The organism is Actinophytocola sp. KF-1 (genome assembly GCF_054661535.1).
Window position 1 is genome coordinate 339,423 of the sequence record NZ_BAAFVK010000007.1, and the last position, 19,760, is coordinate 359,182.

Below are 19,760 nucleotides of genomic sequence, written 5' to 3' on the forward strand. Positions count from 1 at the left end.
AACCGTGCCGACAGGTGACCATCTGGGGCGGCTGCACGACGCCATCGACGACTCGGACTTCGCGTGGACGTTGTGCCTGATCGGCGAGGACCAGTCGCACAAGCTGGCCGTGCTCGCCGGTGACCTGGGGCGGCGCAGGTCGAGCACCGGTGAGGGCAAGCAGATCACGTCGGGGTTCGCCTACTGGGGCATCGCGCCGACGATCGCGTGGGCGCACGCGTGCACCGACCCGTTCTACCCGGTGATGCAGCAGAGCATCGAGTCGTTCGCGCTGAGGTGGGCGCAGGTGCGGGCGCAGCTCGCGGACACCCCGTTCCACTACGTGAGCCTCGGCGTCGGCACCGGGCACAAGGACCGCTCGATCCTGCAGGACCTGCTCGGCCCGAACCCGGGGCTGCTGTACTCGCCGGTCGACCTGTCGGCGGAGATGCTGCGGTTCGGCATGCGCGAGTCGCTCAAGGGCGTCGACGTGTCGCGCCGCCAGGTCGTGCCCGTGCAGCTGGACTTCGCGGTCGACGCGAACCTCGTCGAGTACCGGCGGCTGCTGCACCGGCTGGTCGGCGACGAGCCGATCCTGTACTCGCTGCTCGGCAACACGATGGCCAACTTCGACGAGGACATCGACCTGCTCGGCAAGCTGACGTGGCTGCTGCGCCCGCAGGACCGGTTCCTGCTGGAGGTGGCGACCACCGCGGCGCTGGACGAGGACCTCGCCGACCACGCCGCCGAGGAGTACCGCAGCAGCCGCGCGTACAAGGAGTTCGTGACCAGCGCGCTGCAGCACTACACCGACCTGACCATCGACATGGACAGCGTGCACTTCCGCGGCTCGGTCGAGGCCGACCGCGCGCTGCAGGTGAAGGTGATCTACCAGAACGCGACCGGCGCCGTGCAGCGGATCATGCTGCCGGACCGCAACATCGTCCGCTTCGACGACGGCGACACCATCCGGCTGTACCTCACGCGGAAGTACGCGAACGCGGCCGTCGACGACATGCTGGCGACGGTCGGGATGACCAAGGTGCTCGGCACCCACTCCGGGTTCGCGTCGCACCGCTCCCCCGGCGGGTTCGGCATCGACCTGATGCTGCTGTCGGCGGGCCGGGCGCTGCCGGCACAGCGGTCCAGCCGCGCCGACGAGATCTGGTCCAGCTTCAACCGATGACCAGGCTCGTGATCACGGCCCTCACGTTCGGGGCGCTGGCCGTCGCGGCGGGGCTGGGCATCGCGTGGCTCGTCGTGTCACCCGCCGACCAGCGCTGGGAGCCCGCGGTCAACACCCTCGCCCTGCTGGCGGGCATCACGGGCATCTTCGCCGAGCGGTGGGCGGCCGAGCGGGAGCGCCGCTTGCAGGCCGTCGAGTCGATCCGGGCCGAGCTGGCCCACGACGTCGAGGTCCTCGACGACGACGCGTTCCGCCGCGACCCGGACGCGTACCGGCGGCGCCGGGTGTACCCGAGGCTCGTCGTGTCCGCCGTGGACTCCGCGTTCGCGTCCGGCGCCCTGTCGCGGCGGCGGGACGGGGAGCTGATCCGGATGCTGCACGCGTGGCGGGACACCGTGAACACCGTCAACCGGCGGCTCGACCTGACGGAGTCGCTGACGTTCGCCACCGCGTCGATGGACGAGGTGGAGGCGTTCAACCGGGCCCTGCAGCGGTCGGACGGGTACCTCACCGGGGCGCGTGCGCTGCTCGGGGAGCTGCAGTCCTACCTGGACAAGGAGTGGAAGGCCCGGTGAAACAGGGGCTCGCGCATTCGCGATGAGCATGGGTATCCCGCGCGAAAGGGGTGCGCCATGCATGTGCGTGACTATCCGGGCACAGCCAGAGACCTGACGTCGTACTGGGGATCGTGGCCGGTCAGCCAGCCGCTCTCGGTCGGTTGGATCGGGGTGGTGCGGGATGGCGCGTTCATGCGGGAAACCGATGTGGCCAACATTCCCGAAATACCCGCGCCGCGCGTGATCTCCAGTCTGCGCGACGAAACCGCCACGTACTCGCGGCACGTCGACTTCCACGCGGAGCTGGCCGCGGGCGCGGGCACCGCCGGCGGCGGGGCCACGGCCACCGTCAGCTTCAGCAAGGAAGCCGGGACGCTCATCTCGCTGCACCGCCCGCGGTACCACCAGGTCGACGACATCCCGATGCTCAAGAAGCAGATCCTCGCCCTGGCGCGCGAGGAGCTCTGGGAGCGGGACTGGATCGTCGTGGTGGAGACGGTCGAGGCACGGGGTGTGACCGTGCTGGTGTCCAGCGCGCGCGACGCCTCGATCGTGTTCGACGTGCGCGCGGAACCCGGGACCTTCGGCGTGGCCGACCTCGCGAACGCGGAGCTGGGCCTGAACGTGCTGGCCAAGGCGTCGATCGGGATGGCGGCCATCGCGGAGCGGGGCACACCGCTCTACCGCACGTTGCGGGTGAGCAGGTCGTTCTGGGGAAAGGTGCGCGTCGGGCTGTCCGGTGCCGCTCCGGTGCCGGACGACGCGTTCGAGGACGTCGCGCTGCCCGTGCGGGACGACCGCGATGTGTGACTTCGTCCCTGGCGAGGTGATGCTCGCCCATCCCGCGGCGGGTCCCGGCGCGGTGATCTTCGAGCGGATCATCGGCGACCTGTTCTGGCGCGACACCGCGAACTTCGTCCCCGGCCGCCGTCAGCGACCGGTGTGGCAGGAGGACGGGTCGGAGGAACTGCTGCGCCACGGGAAGCCGTTGGTCTTCCCGATGCCCGACGGGCCGCCGATGCTGTTCCACCGGCTGCCGACCACGCGCGGCGGCGAGCAGGCCGCGGTGGCCGACTTCAACCGGCTGACCCTCGAGTTCTCGGTCGAGGCCGTGGCGCACGGCGAGTCCGTCGCCGAGGTGCTCAGCCCCCGGCAGCAGGTCTTCGCGCAGCCCGTGCACCGGCTGCGGCCGTGCCACGACGATGGCGGTTTCGGTTCGGCCGAGCCGTTCCGGCTGACCGGCAAGCACCAGGAGTACCTCGACTGGATCGGCGGCGACAGCGCGGACGGGACCGGGAAGGTCCCGAAGGTCGCCGTCATCGACGGCGGGTTCGACGCCCGGTTCTGCCCCGACGGCACGTTCTCCGCCTCGTTGCCGGAGAAGGTCGACTTCGTCGGGCACGAGGCCGATCCGGCCGCCGCGCACGGCACCCTGGTGGCCACGCTGATCGACGCCACCTGCCCGGGGGCGGACCTGCTCGCGCTGCGGATCATGAGCGGCGACGGCACCGACGGCACGGTCGCCACCGAGTGGACGCTGTTCGAGGCGGTGAAGGAGGCGCTCGACCGCGACGTGGACATCATCAACCTCAGCATGAACTTCGGCATCAACACCCAGGAGTGCGCGACCTGCGGTGACCTGCCGAGGGCGGCGCGGTCGCCCGCGTTCGAGTTGCTCGTCAAGTACGCGGCCGGGTCGCCGGACCGGGTGGTCGTGGTGGTGGCGGCCGGGAACGAGCGCTTCGGCAGGCTGGCGTTCCCGTCCCGGTTCGCCGCCTCCGTCGCGGTGAGCGCGGTCAACGGTGCCGGTGCCCCCAGCCACATGACGAACTACGACGGCGACGCACTCCACCCGCTGCTGTTCGCCGCGCCCGGCGGCGACCTCACCGACAGCGTCGACGAGGCGGTCGCCGAGTCCGACGACTGGTCCTACCGCGGCACGTCGTTCGCCGCGGCCTACACCAGTGGCGCCCTGGCGGGCATCATGGTGCGCAACAACGTCACGGCCGCCGCCGCCCTGGTGATCCTGAAGCAGGACGCCGACACCGGCGTGGCCGGTTTCGACCCGAAGTACCACGGCAACGGCGTCATCCGGATCACCTAGACGTACTGGCCGGAGAGGTTGGGAACGCGGCTGGCCGGTGGTAAGCAGGGCAGGCCGGGGCGGTGCCGATTTTCCGCATCTGTTGCGGCATCTGCGGACCGCTCGGCTCGGACGCGGTCGAGCCCGGACCCGGCCCGATCGCGTCCGCGGTGACAAGGCCTGTTCATCGAGGGCGATCCACGGGACATCTGCGGGCTCGCGGCATCGTTGCGGTCATCCGCAACCCGCCGACCAACCTGCTCAAGCAGGGGCGCGGCCTGGCAACTCGTCACGACAAGCTCACCATCGTCCGTCGATCGGCGGGCGTCCTCCACACCGTGATCACCTGGACCAGAACGTTGTTGGGCGATGCGGAGTCCGCGCATCACACCCCTGGCAGCAAGGGGTTCTCGGTGCGGCGCCCATGGCCCTGGGCGCCGCACCGAAAGTCCTGTCCCGGGCGCGGTTCCGGGGCAGGCGTCACCGCGTCACGCTGTGGCGCACGCGGTGCCGTTCACGGTGAATGCCGTGGGCGCCGTGTTGGTGCCCGTGTAGGTGCCGTTGAAGCCGATCCCGATGGAGCCGTTCGGGGCGATGGTCTGGTTCCACGACAGGTTCGTCGCGGTGACCTGTTGGCCGGTCTGTGCCCAGGTGGCGCTCCAGCCGGGTGGCGTGAGGCGCTGGCCGGACGGGAACGCGAAGCCCAGCGTCCACCCGTTGATGGCGGTCGTGCCGGTGTTCGTGATGGTGACCGTTGCCGTGAAACCGCCGCCGCCGCCCCAGTTCGAGGCGGTGTAGCCGACCACGCAGCCGCCGGACTGGCCCGCGGTGGTCGTGAAGGTGGCCGTCGCCGACGCGGGTGACAGGTTGCCCGCGCCGTCCCGCGCCCGCACGTACACCTGGTACTGCGTGCTCGGGGTCAGCCCGGTCAACGACGCCGAGTTCGTGGTCGTCCGCGTGAGGGCCGTGCCGTCCGCGCGGTACACGGTGTAGCCGGCGAGGCCGCTGCCGCCGGCGTCGGTGGACGCCGGCCACGACAGGGTGGCACCCGTCGCCGTCACGCTCGACGCGCTCGGGGTGCCCGGGGTCGTCGGCGGGGTGGTGTCCACGGTGGAGCCGCCGGCGAGCGCGTCGTGGACGGCCGTGTACGCGGGTTTGACCTGGAAGTTCTCGTCCACGAGCAGTGCAGCGCCCTCGCCGGGGAACGTGCTCGGGATCCACGAGTACTTGTCGGTGTAGCCCCACGTCGTGATGCCTGCGCACCGGGCGACCGCGAGGCACGCGTTGGTGACGTTGCGGTAGTACGTCGCCTGGGTGGCGAGCTTCGTCGCGTCCGCGGGCAGTGGCATGCGGACGTCCAGCTCCGTGATCGCGACGTCGAGGCCGAGGTCCGCGAACCGCTGCAGGTTCTGCTGCATCTGGCTGGGGAACCCGTACTGGATCGCCAGGTGCGCCTGGAAACCGACGCCGTCGATCGGGACGCCGTCGGCCAGCAGCGACTGCACGAGCCGGTACATGCCGTCGCTCTTCGCGCCGATGCCGTCGGTGTTGTAGTCGTTGATGTACAGCTTCACGTCCGGGTCGGCGGCGCGGGCCGCGCGGAACGCGTCGGCGATGTAGCCGGCCCCGAGTTTCTGCAGCCAGAACGAGTTCCGCAGCGAACCGTCCTCGTTCAGCGCCTCGTTCACCACGTCCCACGCGTACAGCTGCCCGCGGTAGTGCGTGACGACGTTGGTGATGTGGTTCCGCATCGCGGTGCGCAGCGCGGTGGCGTCCAGGTTCTGCACCCAGTTCGGGGTCTGGTTGTGCCACACCAGCGTGTGGCCGCGGACGGTCTGCCCGTTCTGCTCCGCCAGGTCCACGATCGCGTCGCCGCGGGCGTAGCTGAACTGGCCGGGGTTGGGTTCCGTCGCGTCCCACTTCATCGCGTTGCCCGGGGTCAGCTGGCTGAACTCGGCGGCGATGTGCGGGCGGTAGGCGGCGTCGGTGATCTCGTTGTTGTCGACGGCGTCGCCGAAGTACTTGCCGTGCGCGGCGGCGTGTTCCTTCAGCGGGCTCGACGCCTGTGCGGGTGTGACCGCGACCAGCGTGCCCGCCACGGCGGCGAGCAGGCTGGTCGCGGCCGCGAGTGTCTTCCTCACGTCAGCTCCCGGTGGTGCAGGGGTTGTTGTTCACGGTGAAGCCGGCCGGGGGCGGGTTGCTCCCGCTCCACGACCCGTTGAACCCGATCCGCACCGACCCGCCCGGTGCGATCGTGCCGTTGTATCCGAGGTTGGCCGCCGTGACGTCGGCGCCGGTCTGCGCCCACGTCGCACCCCACCCGCTGGTGACGCGCTGTCCGGCGGGGAACGAGAACGCCAGCCGCCAGCTGCTCAGCGGAGTCGTGCTCGTGTTGGCGATCGTCACCGATCCGGTGAAACCGCCCGGCCACTGGTCGACCCCGTACGTGACCGCACAACTGCCCGTGGGTTCCGGATCGGGGTCGGGATCCGGGTCGGGGTCGGTCGTGCCCACGCGGTCGGCGTAGAGGACGCCGCGGCCGTTGGTGCCCAGGTAGACGCGGCCGTACACGCGGGGGTCGCCGGTGATGGCGTCACCCGCGTTGCCGTACTGGTGCTGGTCGTCGTTGATCCTGACCCACGCGGCGCCGTTGTCGTCGGACCGGTACACGCCGGTGACGCCGTCGATCGTCGCCATGGTGAACAGGGCCGGGTTCGTCCGGCCCGGCGCCGCCTTGCCGAAGCCGACGCCGACCGCCTTGGACACAGTGGACAGCTTGGTGAAGCTCGCGCCAGAGTCGGTCGAGTGGTACAGGCCGGTGTCGCCCGCCAGCCAGATGTCACCTTCCTTGCCCGGCAACGCCTTGAACTTCGCGGTGCTCGGCAGGCCGGTCGCCGCGGTCTGCGTGAACGTGGCGCCGCCGTTGGTGCTGACGTAGAACCGGCCGCCCGCGAACCCGTAGAACGTGCTCGCGTTGACCCGGTCGGACTCCACGACGGACTCCGCGGGCAATCCCTGTACTTGCGTCCACGAGTTCCCGAAGCCGACCGAGTAGTGCACCGGCTGACCCTTCGGCGCCCACACGAACCGGCTGCCGTCGGCGGCCGCCGCGACGGTGCCGCCCTCGTTGACGCCGCCGGGTTCGGTGCCCTGGAACCAGTTCGCGCCGCCGTCGGTGGAGAACGCGACGTGGCTGTCGTTCGGGCGGTCCGCGTCGGTGAAGCTGCCGGCCCGCACCATGACGCTCGGGTTGCGCTCGGCGTAGTCGAGGCTGGTGGTCGTCGTGAACACCGGCTGGGTGAACATCGTCGACGGCACGGCGGCGAGGTTGTCGTGCCGGAAACCGCCGATGTCCCCGAGTCCCGAGATCAGCGGGGCGCCGGTCGGCGGGCTGATCAGGTCGAGCACCGCGGTCTCCTCGAGCCCCGCCGCCATCGGCTTGATCGTGAACTGGGTGCCGTTGTCCCAGTTGGTCAGGTTGGTGGTGCCGTAGATGGTGGCGCCGGTGCCGTACATCATCCGGTTGGAGTTGAACGGGTCGATCTCCAGCGACTCGGTCATCCAGCCCAGTTTCGGCGTCACCTCGGGTGGTTGCGGATTCGTGCCGAACGTCAGCCACGGCGACGAGGAGATGTCCATCGTGTACCGGAAGCTGCGGTTCGGGTACGACGTCCAGTCCCAGATCCTGGTCCAGGTGGCGCCGCCGTCGGTGCTGCGGAAGAAGATGACGTCCGGCCACCACGAGACCTGTGTGGCCACCATGATCGTGCCGGGGCGCTGCCGGTCGATCGTCAGGCCGGAGTAGCCGAAGTAGTCGTCGCCGCTGGTGGACGGGATCGGGCTGATCCGCGTCCACGCCCCCGTGGTGGTGCCGTACTTCCACACGTCGCCCTTGGCGCCGTCGTACGGGCCGCCGGTGTCGCTGGTCGCGATGTACAGCACGTGGTTCACCGGGTCCACGACACCCTTGTGCGCGAGGTATCCCGTGGGCTGTCCCGCGATCCGCTCCCAGCTGGCGCCGCCGTTCACCGACCGGTAGACGGTGTTGTCCTTGTCCGCCACGCCGACGTAGATGCCCTGCGTGGCGTTGCCCGAGGTGCCGGTCGACTTGTCGAACGTCACCCACACGACACCCGGCCGGTGCGACAGGTAACCGTTGGGGTCACCGGGATCCTGCGCGTAGTTGCCGGCGTTGGGGAAGTTCGCGACCTTCGCCCACGTGGCGCCGTGGTCGGTGCTGCGCCACAGGCCGTTGCCGTCCGGGGCGCCGAAGTAGACGGTGCTGTTGCGGTTGGGGTCGACCGCGAGCCGCTCCCCCATGCCGCGGCCCGGCATGTTGCCGCCGAGCTTGAACGGCAACGGCGTCGCCTGCCAGGTCGCGCCCTTGTCCGTGGACCGCAGGATCGCGCCGTTGTTCGGGTCCCAGCTGTTGGTGTACATGCCGACCGCCGCGTACACGCGGTTGGTCTGGACGGGGTCGGTGGCGAGGCTGTGCACGCCGTTCCAGCCCCACTTGTCCCACCCGACCCAGTCCAGCAGCGGGATCCAGCGGCCGGTCGCCTCGTTCCACCGGTACGCGCCGCCGATGTCGGTGCGTGCGTAGATCAGGTTGCGTTCGGTCTGGTTGAAGACGATCGAGGGCACGAACCCGCCGCCCGCGATCTCCACGTTGCGCCAGTTGTAGGCCTCGGCGGGTGCGGCCGCCGCGGTCGGTCCGGCGGCCGCGCTGGTGACCGCCACGGAGGCGGCCACCAGCGCACCGGCGAGTAGATGTGCCAGTCTCACCCGCATTGTCCGTCAGTCCTCACGCGACCGTGCACGCCTGGCCGTTGACCGAGAAGGCCGTCGGCCGGGCGTTGCTGCCGCTGTAGCTCGCGTTGAACCCGATCCCGGTGACCGACTGCCCGGCCGCGATCTGCCGGTTGTGGTCGGCGTTGGTGGCCGTGACGGTCGCGCCGGACTGGGTCCAGGTGGCGCTCCAGCCGTTGGTCACGCGCTGGTTGCCCGCGAACGTGAACGACAGGGTCCAGCCGTTGATCGCCGACGTGCCGGTGTTCGCGATCGACAGCGACGCGGTGAAGCCGGTGCCCCAGTCGTTGACGCCGTAGGTGACCCGGCAGGACGCGACCGGATCCGGGCCCGGGCCGGGGCCGCTGCCGCCGTCCGGTGCGATGAGGTACGGGTTCAGGTAGGCCTGTTTGGTGGTGTTGACCGTGGTCCAGTCGTCGTTGAGGATCCCGCCGGTGTCGCCGGAGTTCGGGTTCCACGACCAGTACGTGAAGCTGATCGCGTCGGTGCCGGTGCCGAGGTAGGCCATCAGCGTCCGCAGCCAGGTCTGGTCACGCGGGTCGGCGAGGGTGGTGCCGAACTCGCCGAGCAGCACGGGCGCCACGTTGTTCTTGAACAGGTAGCCCCAGTTCTTGTCCCAGATCGCGGCCAGGTTGTTCGGGAAGGCCGGATCGGAGAACCAGGGCTGCGGGAACACCGACGTCGCGTAGTCGTGCGCGGAGTAGACGAGCCGGTTCGCGACGTTCAGCCGCACGGGCGCGCTCGCCGCGCCCTGGAGGTTGCCGCCCCACCAGTAGCCGCTGCCGTTGTAGTCGCTGACGCCCTCGACGACGATCAGCCAGTTCGGGTTGACCGCGAGGATCGCGTTGCCCGCCCGCTCGGCGGCCAGGCGCCAGTCGGTGGCCGTGTCGCCGCTCCCCCAGTTCGCGCCGCCACCGCCCTGGATGCCGTGCGGTTCGTTGTGCAGGTCGGCGCCGATCACCGTGGTGTTGCCGAGGTAGCGCTGCGCGAGCATGCGCCAGTCGCTGATCCACCGGCTCTCCGGGTAGGCGCTCGTGTACCAGAGCGCGGACTGCGCGCCCGAGTCCGGCCGGTGCCGGTCCAGCAGCACCTTCATGCCGATCTGCCCGGCGTAGTCGATGATCTTGTCCATGATCTGCAGGCCGTTCAGCCCCTGCAGGTCGGGGTTGAGGTCGTAGCGGATGCTGTTCGGCGTGGAGCCCGCGTCGAACAGCTGGCTGGAGAAGGGGAGCCGGAGCGTGTTGTACTTCAGGCTCTTCATCTGGTCGAGCATGTCCTTGTAGCCGCGGGACCACAGGCCGTGCGGCGCGTAGTTCGCCGTCTCCAGGCCGAACCAGTTGATCCCGGTCATGCGCACGGGCTGGTTGTTCGCGTCGAGCAGCTGCCTGCCGTTGGTGTGCCAGTAGCCTGCGCCCGCCGCGGCCGCCGGCGCGGTGTGGACCAGCGGCACGAGCAAGGCCAGTAACAGTGCGGGGATCAGGGTGAACGCAACGTTGCGTCGTTTCATCGCAGGGTGTCCTCGGGTGCGCAGGGGTCCGGGTGCCGCCTCCCGCTGGGCGGGAGGCGGCACCCGGGGTGTGTCACAGCGGCGGGTAGGCGTTCCGCATCAGTTCCTGGAACTGGGCGGAGAACCAGTGCCCGGACAGCGGCGCGCCGCCGAGCGCGCCGGACATGTTGTTGTTGTTGCGCGGGTTGCCGGTGTACGTCGGGTCGCACATCCGGTCGAAGCCCTTGCCCTCGTCGTTGTCGATCGCCGAGCTGGCGCCGTCGGACTCACCCGGCGGCTTGATCCAGACGTAGGCGTCGATGCCCGGCTCGGGCGCCGCCTTCGGCCGCTCACCCAGGCCCGCACCGGACTGGTTGCACCAGTTGCCGAGGTGGATGCGGCGGTCGATGCGCGACTCGTTCATGAACGTGACCGGGTCGGTCGACGTGCTCGCCCGCGTCGGCCGGGCCGTGCCGCCCCAGCCGTTGCGCGAGGTGTCGATCAGCATGCCCACCCCGGAGTCGAAGCACTGGGAGTCGGCCTGCTGGCGGAACGCCTGGGCGTAGCCCAGTTCGTCGACGTACCGGTTCCAGTCGACCCAGCCGCCTGCCACCTCGCGCAGTGGCCGGCCGCCCACCACCGTGTTGGCGGTGAAGAACGGCTCCTTGAGCGCGGAGTAGTTGGCGGTGTTGGCGATGAACCCGTGCACGTTCGACGGCGTCGCGCCGGACGCGTTCGCGGCCTGGCACATGATCTGTACCGTGGCGTTGAAGTTGTCGTCCCACCCGAGCCAGCCGTGGTGGCCGGCGTCGATGTAGTTGTAGACGTTCGGCACCGCGCCGAGCTTGGCCAGCGCGTAGCCGACACCGTTCACGTAGTTGCCGTTGGCCTTCATCGTGTCGCACATCGGCACGGCGGTCGGCCGCGGCGTCACGTTGGTGATCAGGTTCGGCAGCGAGTCGATCTCGATGACCGTCACGATCCGCAGGTTCGCGTACGCGGGCCGGGCGAGGATCGACGCGATCGGGTCGATGTACTCGCTCTTGTAGCGGGGCAGGTCGGTCGGGCCCAGCTCACCGTTGGAGGCCAGCGCCGAGCAGTCGCGGCCGGGCAGGTTGTAGATCACCAGCTGGATCACCAGGGGTTGCCCCGCGGCCTGCCGCACGGCCTCGTCCAGGTGCGCGACCAGTCCCCGGCCGCTGGACGTGCCGTTGATGGCCGCGATGCGGTCCAGCCACACGCCGGTCGGCTGGTTCGCGATCCGGCTGCCACCGGGTTCGGCGGCGGCCCTGGCCGACCAGTCCGGGTTCACGTACACCTTCGCGCCGACGTACGGGTTGTCGACGCGGTTGCCCGGGTCCGGATCGGGATCCGGATCGGGGTCGGGGTCGGGGTCCGTCGTGCCGGTGCAGGTGGTGCCGTTCAGCGAGAACGTCGTCGGGGCGGGGTTGCTGCCCGAGTAGGTGCCGTTGAACCCGATCTCGGTCGACCCGCCGGTCGCGAGGTTGGCGTTCCACTGCAGGTTGGTAGCGGTGACCTGCTGGCCGGACTGCGACCAGTTGGCACTCCAGCCCGGGGCGGTGACACGCTGGTTGCCCGCGTAGGCGAACCGCAGCGTCCACCCGTTGACCGGGTCACCGAGGTTGTTGATGCGGACCGTGGCGGTGAAGCCCCCGCCCCAGTCGTTCACGGTGTAGTCGACACGACAGCCGGCCGCCGCGGTGGCGGACGGGGCACTCAAGGTGATGAGGGACGTCAACAGCGCCGCCACAGCCGCCAGATAGGCGGCCGCACGCCTCCGCGTCCCGCTAGTGGGTCTGAATCTCATCCGGATCCTCCGCTCAACGCCGAGCGATTTTCTGGGAGCGCTCCCAGTTTTTCGGAGTGTAGCTGTGTTAACGGGGCGTGTACAGAGGCTCACTCTTGATGAACAGTTAAGTTCGATGTTCAGCCCTGGCAGCGGGTTTGCCGCACTGACCGGCGGTTACCGCGTCCGGCACCGAGCACCCGGCCGGCGGAGCGACCGGCGAGTATGGCCGTTGAGTTGGGAGCGCTCCCAAGATCGCGATGCCCTGTGGATGGATCGCCGCCGGTTGTCGGTGGTCCCCGCTAGGCTGGATTCCGGGGGGCCGGAGGCCGCCGTTGATCTTGAGTCGGGGTCGACCTGGGCCGGGGAACCTGCCTGCCCGCGAGTCCCCCGCCCGGAACCCGCGAGTCCCCCTCTCAGGACCCGCGAGTCTCCCGTTCGGAACCTGCGAACCGACCGTTCGCGAACCCCGCCGGACCGAGATCACCCAGGCCGGGATCACAGGCCGAACCACCCGGCCGAAGCCATCGGGGCGGCCGGACCGGGGCGACCCCACCGATCGGACCGAGTCGGCTTCGCCGGAGTAGCGCCAGGTCGAGATGACCGGCCCAGGGACCACACCAGGACCGGAAGCAGGAACGCCGACCCCGAGTCGACGCAGGTGAGAGGGCTGAGCCCGGATCGAACCGAGTCGACTCCCCGGAGTGGCACCAGGTCAAGATGACCGGCCCACGGACCACGCCGGAACCGGAAGCAGGGACGCTGACCCCGAGTCGACCGAGGTGAGGAGGCTGAGCCCGGGGCGGGCGGGAACCCGAACGAATCGGACGGCTTCGCCTGGCGGTGACAAGGCAACCACCCGCGGCTCAGTCGCGCCCCGCACGGTTCGTCGAGCCTGTGGACAACCCGGGCGTTGTCGGGCAGTTCTGTCGGTGGTGCCCGGTACGCTGGATTCCGGGGGCCGGAGGCCGAGACCGCACCCATCCGCCACCACCCCGGCGTCGAACCACGCTCGTGACGGTGACCCGAGAAGTGCTTGCCCGCTGGCTGGACGCCGCCCTCGATCGGTCCGTGGTCGGGGGTTACACGCGGTTCGGGCTCGCCGTGCGGCGGCGGCTGCCCGGCTGGCCCGCCGACCCGGCTCCGGACGCACTCGCCGGGCGCACGGCGATCGTGACCGGCGCCGGGTCCGGGCTCGGGGTCGCCACCGCGGCCGCCTACGCCCGGCTCGGCGCGGCCGTGCACCTCGTCGTCCGTGACACCGGCAAGGGCGCGCGGGTCGCCGCCGCCATCGGCGGTGACGTGCGGGTGTCCCGGTGCGATGTGTCCGATGTGGACGATGTCCGGCGGTTCACCGACACGGTCGACGCCGTGGACTTGCTGGTGCACAACGCCGGTGTGCTGCCCGGCGAGCGCCGGACCTCCCCGCAGGGCCACGAGCTCACGCTCGCCACCCACGTGCTCGGCCCGCTGCTCATGACCGAACGCCTCCGGCGGTCCGGCGGGCGCGTGATCTTCGTGTCGTCCGGCGGGATGTACGCGCGAAAACTGCCGCTCGACGACCCCGAGTACACCCGCGGCGACTACCGGGGCGCCGCCGCCTACGCGCGCACGAAACGCATCCAGGTCGCGCTCGTCCCGCTCCTCGCCCGGCGCTGGCCCGGCACCACCGTCGCCGCCTGCCATCCCGGGTGGGCCGACACCCCCGGCGTCGCCGGGTCGCTGCCCGGGTTCCACCGGTTGACCAAGCCGTTGCTGCGCGACATCGACGACGGCGCCGACACCACGGTGTGGCTCGGCGCGGTCGAGCCCGCGCCGGAGTCCGGGTTGTTCTGGCACGACCGGCGCCCGCGCGACCCGCACCTCGTGCCGTGGACCCGGCACGACCAGGCCGCCGCCGAGAAGATGTTCGCCTGGTGCGCGGAGGCCGCGGGGATCCAGGCCTAGCTGCTGTGCGTCGCGGCGCTGCGGTAGTCGGTGTACGTGTACGGGTTGTCCATCACCTTGGTCTCCGGGATGTCCGGGTTCATCCCCTGCTGCCAGGCCTCCTCGCCCATCGCGCCGCGCAGGTAGTCCACTGTGGACCCCACGGCGCGGCGTGCGACGCCGAGGTCGATGCCGACGAGCTTGTGGTCGCGCTTCACCACGCGGCCGTCGACGAGCACGGTGTGGACGTCGCCGCGCTGCGCCTGGAACGCGACGTGCCCGTACGGGTTCAGCACCGGGAACGACACCGGCGAGTCGTCGTTCTTGATCAGGACCACGTCCGCCTTCTGCCCGGCCGCCAGGCTGCCGAGGTCGGTCCGGCCGAGCGCGTGGGCACCACCCCGCGTGGCCCACGCCACGACCTGGTCGGCGCGGAGCGCGCAGTGGGTGACGGTCTCGTTCCGGTCGTGCGCGGCCATGTGCTCGCGGGAGCGGTCGGCGCCGAGCGTGCTGCGCATCGCCGAGAACAGGTCGCCGCTCCACCACACGCTGGTGTCCATCGACAGGGACACCGGGATGCCGTGCGCGCGGATCGCCCACGTGGGCGGGTAACCCTGGCCGGCGCTCTGCTCGCTCTCGGTCGACACGGAGATCGAGCCGCCGGTGGCCGCGATGCGGTGGTAGGAGTCGGCGGTCAGCGACGCGGCGTGCACGTAGACGGTCCGCTCGTCCATGAAACCGTGGTCGTGCATGAGGCGGATGCCGTCGTCGCTCGTCGCGCCCCACACGCCGGCGTGTGTCGTGACCGCGACGCCGAGGTCGCGGGCCACCTCGAAGGCGGGCTTCTCCGGGAACGCCGGGTCGCCGGTGACGTCGAACGCCAGCTGGAAGCCCAGCATGTCGTCGCCGGTGATGCGGCGGTTGACGAAGTCGCGGAACTCCGGCGCGCCGGACCACTGCGCGGGCGGCTGCTGGATGTTGCCGTACGCGAGCACGTGCCTGCCGGGGATCGCCTCGAGCGCGTCGACCGCGGCGTCGGCGTGGTCGACGGTCTGCAGGCCGTGCGACCAGTCGACGACCGTGGTCACGCCCGCGTCGATCGCCTCGATGGCGGCGAGGGTGTTGCCCGCGTGGATGTCCTCGGGGCGGAAGAGCTTGCCGTGGTCGAGGTAGTACCAGACGAAGTACTGGGTGAGCGTCCAGTCGGCGCCGTAGCCGCGCATCGCGGTCTGCCACATGTGCCGGTGGGTGTCGATCATGCCCGGCATCACGATGCCGTCGGTCGCGTCGATCTCGAGTGCGCCGTCCGGGGCCACCAGGCCGCGGCCGACCGCCGCCACCCGGTCGCCGACCACCAGCACGTCGGTGTCCGCCAGCACCGAGCGGGACTCGTCCATTGGCAGCACGGTGCCGCCGCGCAGGAGCACGGCGCTGTACTCGTTCATCGGGACTCCTTGCCGGACACTTATCCGTATGGCGGCCGGTTGTGGGGGTTACTCTGATCCCGCACCGCAGGGAAGTCAATGCCCGTCACCATGGGGAACCGTGAGGAGCCGTCATGCCGCGCGAAGGCACCGGACCGGACTTCATCGAGGCGCTGGCCCGCGGGCTGGAGGTCATCGCCGCCTTCGAGCCGGGCCGGCCGGTGATGACGTTGGCCGAGGTCGCGACGGCGACGGGCCTCGCGCGACCGACGGCGCGGCGGATCCTGCTGACGCTGGGTGAGCTGGGGTACGTGCGGGCGGAGGGCGCGGGTTACGCGCTGACGCCGAGGGTGCTCGAGCTCGGCGTCGCGTACGTGCGGTCGCAGGGGCTGTGGGACATCGCGCGACCGCACATGGAGGCGCTGTCGGCGGCGACGGGCGAGTCGTGCTCGGTGGCGCAGCTCGACGGGTCGGACATCGTGTACGTGGCACGGGTGGCGGTGCCGAAGATCGTGGCGCTGGCGGTGCAGATCGGCACGCGGTTCCCGGCGCTGCAGACGTCGCTGGGGAAGGTGCTGCTGGCGGCGCTCGACCCGGCGGAGGTCGAGTCGGTGCTGGCCGAGCCGACGCGGTCGGGGCTGACGCCGCGCTGGCAGCCGTCGGCGGCGGAGCGGGACGCGGTGCTGCGGGAGGTGCGGGCGCGCGGGTGGGCGCTGACCGACCAGCAGCTGGCGCTGGGCATCCGGTCGGTGGCGGCGCCGCTGCGGGACGGGAGCGGGCGGGTCGTCGGGGCGCTGAACGTGAACACGCACGCCGCGGAGACGTCGTTGGAGCACCTGCTGGGGCACCACCTGCCGCTGCTGCTGACGGCGGCGGGCGAGATCAGCGCGGACTTCGCCCGCCTGGCGACGGTCCCGCACGTGACTCGCCCAGCGGCCTCCTGACGGGCGACGCCATCCCCCAGCCAGCGCCGCGAAAGGCGCGTTACCGGCACTCAACGCCACGAACGTGCCTTTCACGGCACAACCACCGCCCGGGAAGCCGGGCGCGAAGCGCCCGTCCCGCAAGCGGGCTTGGCTCACCCCAAGCCGAGCGCAGCTCACCACAAGGACTGTCTGCCTGCCATCCCGTCGACCTGGCGAAGCCCGATCACACCGGGTCAAGGGGGCCCGAAGCACGAACCAACCCCCTGCCCGAGCCCCCGGGCCGCCTTGACGCGGTGTGATAGCCCTCCGGGAGGTCGACGGGATGGCAGGCAGACAACGGACACCAGTCCTTGCCAACCCAGCCCCGTGCAAGACCCCCTGCCATCCCGGAGACCAGCCCGTCCGGCGAGGACCCCCCGGAGGGAAAACCCACCAACAGGAAAACCACAAGCCGAACCGGGCAACAAGCAACCACACCGAAAGAAAGGCCGCTGACCTGCGAAAACACGCCCACCAGTACGTACGGACAGCCCCCACCACTCCCGGGGGCACCCCGCTGTCCAGTCTACCGGTGACCACCGACAGGGGGACGGATGTCGATCTTGGCTGTGGACAACCAAGGCACCTGTGGACAACCCACCCCTCAAGCCCCGAACGGACTTGACAGGCGGCACAGTCCGGCCAAGACTGCGGACAGTTGTCCGCGATACGGACGGAGGCTTATGAAAGGCCCCCTTGACGGGGTGCTGGTTGCCGACTTCTCCCGGATTCTCGCCGGTCCCTACGCCACCATGCTGATGGCGGACATGGGCGCCGAGGTGATCAAGGTCGAGGGACCGAAGGGCGACGACACCCGCACCTGGATGCCACCCGTGCGCGACGGCGTGTCGACCTACTACCTCGGCATCAACCGGGGGAAGCGGTCGATCGCGCTCGACCTGCGGAACGAGGGTGACGCCGAGGCGGCACGCGAACTCGCCCGCCGGGCCGACGTGCTGATCGAGAACTTCAAGCCCGGGGGCATGGACCGCTTCGGCCTGGGTTACGACGACGTCCGCGCGCACAACCCAGGCATCGTCTACGCCTCGATCACCGGGTTCGGCGCCGGCGAGGGCGCACACGTCCCCGGCTACGACCTCATGGTCCAGGCCATCTCCGGCCTCATGAGCCTCACCGGCGACCCCGAGGGCCAGCCCTACCGCGCAGGCATCTCCGTCTTCGACGTGATGGCCGGCAACCACGCCGTCATCGGCATCCTCGCCGCGCTCCGCCACCGGGACGCCACCGGCGAGGGCCAGAAGGTCGAGGTCAACCTCCTCTCCTCCGCGCTCACCGGCCTGGTCAACCACAGCTCCGCCTACGTCGCGGGCGACGTCGTGCCCTACCGGATGGGCAACGCGCACCCCAGTGTCTTCCCCTACGAACCGCTGCCCACCGCCGACAACGACCTCATCGTCTCCGCCGCCAACGACGGGCAGTTCCGCAAGCTGTGCGAGGTCCTCGGCATCCCCCAGGTCGCCGACGACCCGCGCTTCGCCCGCAACGCCGACCGCACCGCCAACCGGGAGGCGCTGCGGCCGCTGCTGGTCGAGCGGCTCGTCACGAAGGGCGCGGTCGAGTGGTTCGACCTGCTCGTCGACGCCGGGGTGCCGTGCGGACCGATCAACACGATCGACGGCGGGTTCGCGATGGCCGAGCGGTTCGGGCTGGCGCCGGTCGTCACGGTCGGCGAGGGCGAGCGTGCGGTGCCGACCACGCGTCACCCGATCCGGTTCTCGGCCACGCCCGTCGGCTACGCGCTGCCACCGCCGGAGTTGGACGAGCACGGCACCGAGATCCGGAAGTGGCTGGGAGAACCGCATGACTGAGTACCCGACCGCGCTCGGGGCGTCCACACGGGACACCATCACGCTCCTCGGTCACGACCTCGCCCGCGACATCATGGGCGAGGTCGGTTTCGGCGAGCTGGCCTTCTGGCTCGCCACCCAGCGCCGCCCGTCGAAGGGCGAGACGCGGGTGTTCGAGGCGGTGCTCGCCGCGCTCGCCGACCACGGGTTCACGCCCACCGCGATCACCGCCCGGCTGACGTACCTGTCCGCGCCGGACTCCGTGCAGGGCGCGCTCGCCGCGGGGCTGCTCGGCGGCGGGTCGCGGTTCCTCGGCGTGACCGAGGACTGCGGGCGGTTCCTGCATGCGCAGATGGAGGGCCGTCAGCTCCCCGTCGACGACGACGGCTGGAACGCGGTCGCGCTCGACGTCCTCACCACGCAGCGGGAAGCGAAGCGGTTCGTCCCCGGGCTCGGGCACCACGTGCACAAGGACGGCGACCCGCGCACGCCCCGGCTGTTCCAGATCGCCCGCGAGGAGGACCTGGAAGGCCCGCACCTGAAGCTGTTCGCCGCCATCGGTCGGGTGCACCCGACGGTGCTCGGGAAAACCCTGCCGCTCAACGGGGCCGGGGTGTGCGGCGCCGCGCTGGCCGACCTCGGACTGCCCATGGAACTGTTGCGGGGCTTCGCGTTGCTCGCCAGGACCGCCGGGCTGATCGGCCAGCTCGCCGAGGAGATCCGCAACCCCGTCGCCAACGACATCTTCCTGTCCGTCGACCTCAACAACGTGCCGGTACCGCCAGGAGGAACCCATGGCTGAGCTGGTCGCGGTGATCGCGTCCACGCACCACCCGTTCTACTACCGCGCCAGCACGGCGACCGGCGAGGACCGCCCGCCGTTCGCCGACGAGTGGGTGCGCAAGGTCGAGGCGTTCCGGGAAACGCTCACCAAGGCGCGGCCGGACGTGCTCGTGATGGTCGGCTCGGACCACTTCCACCAGCTGTGGCTGGACAACATGCCGCAGTTCCTCGTCGGCAAGGCCCCGTTCTACGACGCCAACTGGTACAACGAGGAACGCGAGTTCGGCCTGCCCCGCATGGTGATGAAGGGGCAGGAGGACCTGTCGTCGTACGTGCTGCGCGAGGGTCTCGACGCGGGCTTCGACCTCGCGTTCTCCAACGAACTGCGGATCGACCACTCGATCACGTGCCCGATCATCACGCTGCGCCCGCAGAACGACCTGCCGATCGTGCCGATCTACACCAACATCTTCGCGCCGCCGCTGCCGCAGCCGAAGCGGTTCGTCCAACTGGGACGGACGATCCGGCAGCTCGTCGAGTCCTGGCCGTCGGACCAGCGGGTCGCGGTGATCGGCACCGGCCACCTGTCGCTGGAGCTGGGCGGGCCACGGCAGTTCGGGCCGCACGGGCCGGACCCCGAGTTCGACCGCAAGGCCGTCGAGTGGATCTCGACCGGTGACATCGATGGCTGCTGCGGGAACGTCACCCTCGACTCGCTGCACCTGCCGGGCAACGCCACGCACGGGTTCATGGACTTCATGCTGATGATGGGGGTCGCGGGCGAGGGCCAGAAGGCCGACTACGTGGACACCTACGACCTGTTCCACACGATGGAGGCCTACTTCACCTGGTACCCGAACGGAGCGCCCGCGTGAGCGGAGCTTGCGGAGCGAACCAGACAACACAGGGCGACCGCGAGCGGCCGCTCGGAGCCTGCGAGGAGCGGT

14 protein-coding genes are annotated in these 19,760 nt (G+C 70.5%); 9 read left to right on the forward strand and 5 right to left on the reverse strand.

The window, feature by feature from the left end; all coding sequences use genetic code 11:
- Nucleotides 1–4 precede the first annotated feature (4 nt).
- The 4 genes from ACYQ77_RS23120 to ACYQ77_RS23135 all read left to right on the forward strand — a co-directional run bounded on the left by ACYQ77_RS23120 (nucleotide 5) and on the right by ACYQ77_RS23135 (nucleotide 3,826).
- Entirely contained in the window at nucleotides 5–1,165 is a 1,161-nt protein-coding gene (locus tag ACYQ77_RS23120) for an L-histidine N(alpha)-methyltransferase (protein ID WP_459714595.1), read from the forward strand.
- Complete coding sequence (locus ACYQ77_RS23125) at nucleotides 1,162–1,740, forward strand: hypothetical protein (RefSeq protein WP_459714598.1); 579 nt, start codon at nucleotides 1,162–1,164, stop codon at nucleotides 1,738–1,740. The genes ACYQ77_RS23120 and ACYQ77_RS23125 overlap by 4 nt, the downstream gene beginning before the upstream one ends.
- A gap of 222 nt (nucleotides 1,741–1,962) precedes the next feature.
- On the forward strand, nucleotides 1,963–2,532 hold the full coding sequence (locus ACYQ77_RS23130; protein ID WP_459714600.1) for a hypothetical protein: 570 nt from the start codon (nucleotides 1,963–1,965) through the stop codon (nucleotides 2,530–2,532).
- Nucleotides 2,525–3,826 (forward strand): S8 family peptidase, encoded by a 1,302-nt coding sequence (locus ACYQ77_RS23135; protein ID WP_459714602.1) that lies wholly within the window; start codon nucleotides 2,525–2,527, stop codon nucleotides 3,824–3,826. Before ACYQ77_RS23130 ends, ACYQ77_RS23135 begins: the two co-directional genes overlap by 8 nt.
- Nucleotides 3,827–4,293: 467 nt before the next feature.
- Here the strand turns inward: ACYQ77_RS23135 and ACYQ77_RS23140 are convergent, their stop codons facing one another.
- The 4 genes from ACYQ77_RS23140 to ACYQ77_RS23155 form a co-directional block, all read right to left on the reverse strand.
- Nucleotides 4,294–5,946, reverse strand: coding sequence for an endo-1,4-beta-xylanase (locus ACYQ77_RS23140; protein ID WP_459714604.1), 1,653 nt, complete (start codon nucleotides 5,944–5,946; stop codon nucleotides 4,294–4,296).
- A 1-nt stretch (nucleotide 5,947) separates the two neighbouring features.
- A complete protein-coding gene (locus ACYQ77_RS23145) occupies nucleotides 5,948–8,596 on the reverse strand; it encodes a cellulose binding domain-containing protein (protein ID WP_459714606.1) in 2,649 nt (882 codons plus the stop codon).
- Between the two features lie 13 nt (nucleotides 8,597–8,609).
- Nucleotides 8,610–10,121: a cellulase family glycosylhydrolase gene (locus ACYQ77_RS23150; RefSeq protein WP_459714607.1), complete on the reverse strand. Its 1,512-nt coding sequence runs from the start codon at nucleotides 10,119–10,121 to the stop codon at nucleotides 8,610–8,612.
- A gap of 73 nt (nucleotides 10,122–10,194) precedes the next feature.
- Entirely contained in the window at nucleotides 10,195–11,841 is a 1,647-nt protein-coding gene (locus ACYQ77_RS23155) for a glycoside hydrolase family 6 protein (protein ID WP_459714609.1), read from the reverse strand.
- Nucleotides 11,842–12,927: 1,086 nt separating this feature from the next.
- Between ACYQ77_RS23155 and ACYQ77_RS23160 the strand changes: the two genes are divergently transcribed.
- Entirely contained in the window at nucleotides 12,928–13,854 is a 927-nt protein-coding gene (locus tag ACYQ77_RS23160) for an SDR family NAD(P)-dependent oxidoreductase (protein ID WP_459714611.1), read from the forward strand.
- Here ACYQ77_RS23160 and ACYQ77_RS23165 read toward each other — a convergent pair.
- A complete protein-coding gene (locus tag ACYQ77_RS23165; RefSeq protein ID WP_459714613.1) occupies nucleotides 13,851–15,278 on the reverse strand; it encodes an amidohydrolase family protein in 1,428 nt (475 codons plus the stop codon). The genes ACYQ77_RS23160 and ACYQ77_RS23165 overlap by 4 nt on opposite strands.
- 113 nt (nucleotides 15,279–15,391) lie before the next feature.
- Here ACYQ77_RS23165 and ACYQ77_RS23170 point away from each other — a divergent pair, with 113 nt between their 5' ends.
- The 4 genes from ACYQ77_RS23170 (at nucleotide 15,392) to ACYQ77_RS23185 (ending at nucleotide 19,688) form a co-directional block, all read left to right on the forward strand.
- Nucleotides 15,392–16,201, forward strand: a complete 810-nt coding sequence (locus ACYQ77_RS23170) for an IclR family transcriptional regulator domain-containing protein (RefSeq protein WP_459714615.1) — start codon at nucleotides 15,392–15,394, stop codon at nucleotides 16,199–16,201.
- A gap of 704 nt (nucleotides 16,202–16,905) precedes the next feature.
- Nucleotides 16,906–18,051, forward strand: a complete 1,146-nt coding sequence (locus tag ACYQ77_RS23175; protein WP_459714618.1) for a CaiB/BaiF CoA transferase family protein — start codon at nucleotides 16,906–16,908, stop codon at nucleotides 18,049–18,051.
- Nucleotides 18,044–18,832, forward strand: coding sequence for a citryl-CoA lyase (locus ACYQ77_RS23180; RefSeq protein WP_459714620.1), 789 nt, complete (start codon nucleotides 18,044–18,046; stop codon nucleotides 18,830–18,832). The genes ACYQ77_RS23175 and ACYQ77_RS23180 overlap by 8 nt, the downstream gene beginning before the upstream one ends.
- A complete protein-coding gene (locus tag ACYQ77_RS23185; RefSeq protein ID WP_459714623.1) occupies nucleotides 18,825–19,688 on the forward strand; it encodes a DODA-type extradiol aromatic ring-opening family dioxygenase in 864 nt (287 codons plus the stop codon). Before ACYQ77_RS23180 ends, ACYQ77_RS23185 begins: the two co-directional genes overlap by 8 nt.
- The last annotated feature ends 72 nt before the right edge of the window (nucleotides 19,689–19,760 follow it).

Bases quoted from the DNA above. Each gene is read 5' to 3' on its own strand.
- ACYQ77_RS23135 (WP_459714602.1), top strand. From the start codon at position 2,525: ATGTGTGACTTCGTCCCTGGCGAGGTGATGCTCGCCCATCCCGCGGCG.
- ACYQ77_RS23175 (WP_459714618.1), top strand. From the start codon at position 16,906: ATGAAAGGCCCCCTTGACGGGGTGCTGGTTGCCGACTTCTCCCGGATT.
- ACYQ77_RS23180 (WP_459714620.1), top strand. From the start codon at position 18,044: ATGACTGAGTACCCGACCGCGCTCGGGGCGTCCACACGGGACACCATC.
- ACYQ77_RS23170 (WP_459714615.1), top strand. From the start codon at position 15,392: ATGCCGCGCGAAGGCACCGGACCGGACTTCATCGAGGCGCTGGCCCGC.
- ACYQ77_RS23150 (WP_459714607.1), bottom strand. From the start codon at position 10,121: ATGAAACGACGCAACGTTGCGTTCACCCTGATCCCCGCACTGTTACTG.
- ACYQ77_RS23125 (WP_459714598.1), top strand. From the start codon at position 1,162: ATGACCAGGCTCGTGATCACGGCCCTCACGTTCGGGGCGCTGGCCGTC.
- ACYQ77_RS23185 (WP_459714623.1), top strand. From the start codon at position 18,825: ATGGCTGAGCTGGTCGCGGTGATCGCGTCCACGCACCACCCGTTCTAC.
- ACYQ77_RS23165 (WP_459714613.1), bottom strand. From the start codon at position 15,278: ATGAACGAGTACAGCGCCGTGCTCCTGCGCGGCGGCACCGTGCTGCCA.
- ACYQ77_RS23145 (WP_459714606.1), bottom strand. From the start codon at position 8,596: ATGCGGGTGAGACTGGCACATCTACTCGCCGGTGCGCTGGTGGCCGCC.